Source organism: Phenylobacterium sp., assembly GCF_024508875.1.
In the GTDB taxonomy this organism is placed as follows: Bacteria; Pseudomonadota; Alphaproteobacteria; order Caulobacterales; family Caulobacteraceae; genus Phenylobacterium.
Genome location: NZ_JANINU010000193.1, coordinates 348 through 4,468, shown reverse-complemented (window position 1 = coordinate 4,468; position 4,121 = coordinate 348). Strand labels below are relative to the sequence as shown.

Here is a 4,121-nt window from a genome sequence, read left to right as displayed (position 1 = left end):
TCAGAACCGGTAGTTGGCGGTGAGCGTCGCGTTGCGGCGATCGCCCGGCGTGGCCCAGCCGTTGTTGCGGCCGCGCTGGTAGTATTCCTTGTCGAAGACGTTGTTGACGTTCAGCCGCAGCTCGATGTCCGGCCGGGGCGTCCACGCCACCGTCAGGCGGTGCACGAAATAGTCCTCGGCCTTCACCAGCGGGATGGTCGTCCGGGTGTTGGTCGAACCGGTCACCAGGGCGTGCTGGGTCAGGTAGTATTCGCCCTGGTAGGTCACCCCGTAGCCGAGCTGCAGGTTCAGGTCCTTCAGGTCGTAGGTTGTGAAGAGGCTGAAGGCGTGGTCCGGCACGCTGGTGAGGTGGTCGCCCTTGGTGAAGTCCAGTCCCTGGGCCGCCAGGAACTTCGAGACCCCGCGCTTCACCTCCGAGTCGAGGTAGGTGTAGTTGGCGAAGATCGACCAGGCGTCGGTGATGCGCCCGGAGGCGCCCAGCGACACGCCCTCCACGCGGGCCGAGCCGTCGAGCTGCTGGTCCGGAACGGTCGGGTCGCCCGAGGCCACCTTGTAGTTGGTGCGGTCGTTGCGGAAGATCGCCGCCGTCAGCGACAGCCGCCCCATCACGTCCCACTTGCCGCCGATCTCGATGCTCTCGGCTTTCTCCGGATCGACGGTGCAGGTCGCGGCGTTGCAGGCCCCCGATCCGTTCACCGTCGCCTGGCTGGGCGTCTCCGCGTTGGCGTAGGCCACGTAGAGGCTGGCGTTCGGGATCGGCTTGTAGACCACGCCGACGCGATAGGTCAGCAGGTGCTCGTCATTGCGGAACTTGGGCCCCGGCGTGACCACGCCCAGAGAGGCGCCGACCGTGGTGTTGTAGGTGTCCGTCGAGTTGACGCCCTCATTATGCTCCCAGCGGATCCCGCCGTTGATCGACCACTGCTCGTTCAGGACGATGTTGTCGAAGACGTAGACCGCCTGGTTCTTGCGGTGGCCGTCCTGGGCGCTGGCTTGGATGAAGTTGATCGGGCCGGAATAGACGTTGTTCGGGCTCGCGATGTTCATCGTCGGCAGGGCCACGGTGGCGCCGGTCGTCGTGCGGAACAGGTTGCCGGTGTCGAGGTGGAAGTCCTCCTCGAAGAAGGCCGCCCCCACAACCAGGGTGTGGTGCGCGCCGCCCAGGTCCCCGTCCCAGGTCAGGTCGGTCTGGTTGTGCAGCAGGGTGTTCTTGGTGTCGCGCAGGTTCCCGCGCGGACCGCTGGGCTGGTAGAACCCCGGCGCCGGATCCGTGGCCAGGCAGGCTGTGAAGCCGGTGATGTTGGTGGCCGTCGTCGACTGGCTCCAGGCGACGGGTTTCAGGCCGTTCGGCAGGCAATAGGTCCCCTGCGGCGGGTCCACCACCGTGGTCTGGGTGACCCGCTGGTAGCGCGACAGGTTGCGCAGCTTCAGTCCGCCGCCGAAGTCGTGGTCGATGATCCCTGTCAGGATGTCGACGTCCTGGTCCTGCCGGTCGACATTGGCGTAGCCGTAGTAGTTGCCCGGATCGACGCCCGGCAGCGGCCGGCCGTTGTAGAACGGCACCCCGTACTGCGGGACGTTGCGGTCCTCCTGGTGGAAGTACATGGCCGTGAACTGGGTCGGACCGTTCAGCCCCACCACGATCGACGGCGCGACGCCCCAGCGCTTGAACTGCTCCACGTCGCGGCCAGGCGCGTCGTTGCGGTGGACCATGGCGTTCAGCCGGACGGCGACGTTGTCCCCCACCTTATGGTTCGCGTCGATCGCGCCGCGCCAGTAGTTCTCCGTGCCCACGGCGCCCGTCACCACGGTCGAGTTCCGGGCCGTCGGGCGCTTGGAGACGATGTTGATCGTCCCGCCGACCGAGCCCGCGCCCGAATAGACGCCGTTCGAGCCGTTGGTGACCTCGATCTGCTCGATGTTGAACGGGTCCGAGCGGCTGTACTGCGCACTGTCCCGGACGTTGTCGACGGTGATGTCGTTGTTGGCCGAATAGCCGCGCAGGTTGATGGAGTCGCCGAAGCCGCCGCCGCCCTCGCCCGCGCCGAAGGTGATGCCCGGCACGGTCGACAGGATGTCGCGGAGCGAGAGCAGGTTCTGCGCCTCGATCGTCCCACGGCTGACGATGGTCACCGTCTGGGGATTGTCGAGCGCCTTGGCCGTCATCTTCGGATTGTTCTGCTTGGTGATCTGGCCCTCGACCTCGATGCCGGCCACCGTGCCGAACTGGTCGCCGCCGGCCGTGGCGACCGCCGCGCCATCGGCCGCCCCGCCTTCCGCGGCCTGGGCCGCGCCGCCCAGCGAAAGGCCCGCCAGGCCTGCGATCGCGCACGTCATCGCGCGCTTCTTCTTTGCGGCGACGCCGCCCCCAACTCGAACCATGCCCCCGGAACCCCTCGGAGTGTTGCGACTAAGAATGCGAGTCGTTCTTAGTTGAGACATGTGGGCGCGACAATGAGAATCGTTCGCAAGAATGTCGAAGCGTCGCCGTTTCGCTGCGAAGGCGCCTGACGCCGCCGCCCCCACCGCCTTAGGATCAGGGCCGCGGAGCCTTCGGAGCGGCGGGTCGGATGCAGATCACATGGCAAGGTTGGGCCCTGCTCTCGGCCCTGTTCGCCGCCTTGACGGCCGTGTTCGCCAAGATCGGCGTGGACGACCTCGACCCCAACTACGCGACGCTCGTGAGGACGTGCGTCATCCTGGTGATCGTGGCGGGGATCTGGGTCGCCGGCGGTGCGCCGGCCGTCAATCCGTTCCAGTCGGCGCGGACGATCGGGGCGCTCGTTCTTTCCGGGGCGGCCACGGGCCTGTCCTGGCTCTGCTATTTCCGCGCGCTCAAGCTGGGCGAGGCCAGCCGCGTCGCGCCGCTCGACAAGCTGTCGGTGGTGTTCGTCGCGCTCTTCGCCGCCCTGTTCCTCGGCGAGCGGCTCGACCCGAGGGGCTGGGCCGGCGTGGCGCTTATCGCCGCCGGCGCCGTGCTGCTGGCGCTTCGGCGATAGCGCGGCCCGGATTGCGCACGGTCAAGGACGGCCTCTGAAACCGAACGTCCCATCGCCCCGTATCTCCGCCAGACGCCTCAACGGCCAAGCTGGCCAGAAGGGAGGGGCTCATGGCCTTCGCAGCACATCCGACCAGCCCTCGCGGAGTCCGGCCGCAACCCTCGGCCCGTGCGACCGTTGAACCGGTGGCCGCCGGGAACGCCGGCGCTGTGGTGAGCGTGATGAACGACGTCCTGAAGCCCTATTTCCTGCTGGCCTGTGTCGCCTTCTTCGTGGGCTTCGCCAGCTACCTCGCGATCCAGCGGACCGTGGCGGCGTCCGCCCCTGCCGCCTTCGATGTCACGGCCCCTATCTCCGCGTCCGCGCCGCCGGTCGATGCGCCCCTGGCGCGCGTCCGGTCGATCTAGATCCACGGCCGGCGCCGAGGGCGCGGGAGACGGGCCTCGCCAAACGCGGTCGGCCAGGTCTCTCCCATCCGCCTTCCGCGCCCTCAGCCCCGGCCGTGGGGCGCCTTCGCCGTCGATACGGCACAGGCGACAATCCCGAAATTTCATGTAACATCGTTTTGCGGACTCGCGCCCGGGGACCCACGCGGACCATCAACCCCTGGCTGCTGCGTGCCGGACGACGTCCGCGGCTGCGGGCCTGCGCGCTTCCCGAGGGCGCGTCCAAGGCGGCTCGGAGACGAGGTCGGACGACTGGCCCCCTGGTCGTCCGACTGGTCGCCCCAAGGAAGCGGAGCAAGGAAGCAGACCCGCAAACGAAGGCGGCCCCGGCGGCCATTTAAGGCGCCAGGGCCGCACACCCGTCGCTCGCGGTCCGAAGGGGGAGCGGACGCCAGCGCGATGCAGCTTGATGTAGGCGCCCGGGGCCCGTTTTCAAGCCGAGGTCAGAGCGGGCCCAGCTTCCCGAGCGCGACGGTGGCGGCGGCTTCCTCCAGGCGCGGGCGGTCCTGGCGATACGAGGCTTCGGCGGCCTGGTATCGCGCGGCCACGGCCTCGATGTTCTGCGCCAGCAACGCCTGCTCGGCGGCCAGCGCGGCGCAGCCTTCGTAGACGGGGGCGGCGCTGGTCGCCGGCGCGCCGGGAACCGGCGTCGTCACGGGCGGGGGCGGCGGCAGCG

At 68.8% G+C, this 4,121-nt stretch carries 3 protein-coding genes and 1 pseudogene; 2 read left to right on the top strand and 2 right to left on the bottom strand.

What is annotated here, in order from left to right; all coding sequences use genetic code 11:
* Positions 1 to 2,337, bottom strand: a complete 2,337-nt coding sequence (locus tag Q0L11_RS14635) for a TonB-dependent siderophore receptor (protein WP_296598184.1) — start codon at positions 2,335 to 2,337, stop codon at positions 1 to 3.
* A gap of 233 nt (positions 2,338 to 2,570) precedes the next feature.
* On the opposite strand from Q0L11_RS14635, the gene Q0L11_RS14630 reads away from it, so the two are divergent.
* Both Q0L11_RS14630 and Q0L11_RS14625 read left to right on the top strand, forming a co-directional pair.
* Positions 2,571 to 2,999: an EamA family transporter gene (locus Q0L11_RS14630; protein WP_296598183.1), complete on the top strand. Its 429-nt coding sequence runs from the start codon at positions 2,571 to 2,573 to the stop codon at positions 2,997 to 2,999.
* 221 nt (positions 3,000 to 3,220) lie between these two features.
* Positions 3,221 to 3,406, top strand: coding sequence for a hypothetical protein (locus Q0L11_RS14625; protein ID WP_296598182.1), 186 nt, complete (start codon positions 3,221 to 3,223; stop codon positions 3,404 to 3,406).
* Positions 3,407 to 3,888: 482 nt separating this feature from the next.
* On the opposite strand, the pseudogene Q0L11_RS14620 reads toward Q0L11_RS14625, so the two are convergent.
* Positions 3,889 to 4,121 (bottom strand): annotated as a pseudogene (locus Q0L11_RS14620) (hypothetical protein); the annotation flags it as partial.